Origin of the sequence: Moorena sp. SIO3B2, from assembly GCF_010692525.1 — a bacterium.
GTDB classification, from domain to species: Bacteria; Cyanobacteriota; Cyanobacteriia; order Cyanobacteriales; family Coleofasciculaceae; genus Moorena; species Moorena producens.
The window spans coordinates 1-1,045 of record NZ_JAAHHE010000992.1; the positions used below are offsets into that span (position 1 = coordinate 1).

Annotated in this window: 2 protein-coding genes; both read right to left on the reverse strand. The window is 47.6% G+C overall.

Annotation, left to right across the window (positions count from 1 at the left end):
- Nucleotides 1-187, reverse strand: a 187-nt coding sequence (locus F6K38_RS42970) for a hypothetical protein (protein ID WP_287361030.1), incomplete at its 3' end; no start/stop codon positions are given.
- A gap of 85 nt (nt 188-272) precedes the next feature.
- Nucleotides 273-1,045, reverse strand: a 773-nt coding sequence (locus F6K38_RS42975) for an FAD-binding domain-containing protein (RefSeq protein WP_287361033.1), incomplete at its 5' end; no start/stop codon positions are given.

Sequence of the window (1,045 nt, forward strand, 5' to 3'; positions counted from 1 at the left end):
GGTAAGTTCGCGAAATATTTCGCCAACAGCATCCGCCCCGTAACGCACCACCTTTGGCATTGGCATTGCTGAATCTTGGAATCAATAGGAGTAGAGTGGGCATCCTGCCCGCTCGAAAATAAGGAGGAAACTGGCAAGATGCCAGTTCTACACAAGATGCCAGTTCCACGCCTGATGCCCATTCCACAGGTGCGACCCAAGGCCGGGTTCCCCGGCCTAGGAGGCGCGCACCTACTCTTAAAATCATTCCATTATTAAGCAACGCCTTGGCATCACTGCAATTCCTTATATAATTCCTTAAACCGACGCTGCTGCTGATTATGATCGACAATTGGTGCTGGATACCCACACATTTCGCGTCCGCTTTCAGGAATCTTCCCACTCACCACATACTCCGTATCCACAGAACTCAACTCCGGTAACCATTCCCGAATATACTCACCGTCCGGGTCAAACTTTTTAGCCTGACTAGCTGGGTTAAAAATTCGCAATGGTTTAGGATCCATCCCACTAGAGGCACTCCATTGCCAACCACCATTATTAGCACTAAGGTCTCCATCCGATAACCGCTGCATAAAATACTTTTCCCCCCACTGCCAATTAATAATCAAATCCTTAGTCAGAAAACTAGCAACAATCATCCGACAGCGGTTATGCATCCATCCGGTTTGATTTAACTGCCTCATCGCAGCATCAACGATCGGGTAGCCAGTCTTGCCCTCACACCAAGCTTGAAAGAATTCTGGATTATTATCCCAGGGAAAATCTTGGAATTTCTGGCGATAAGGTCCTTGTGCTAATTCTGGGAAGAAATACATAGCATGTTGGTAAAACTCCCGCCAAGCCAGTTCCTGTTGCCAAGTTTGGATACTTTGGCGAGCTTCATCACTGCGACTCAAATTATAAGCATTCTGAGCGGCCTGCCAAACCCTGCGAATCCCAATCACACCAAACTTGAGAGCAGCACTAAGTTTCGAGGTACCATCCACCCCTGGGAAATTACGTTGTTCGTGATAATCCCCAATAGTGCGATCGCAAAATTCCT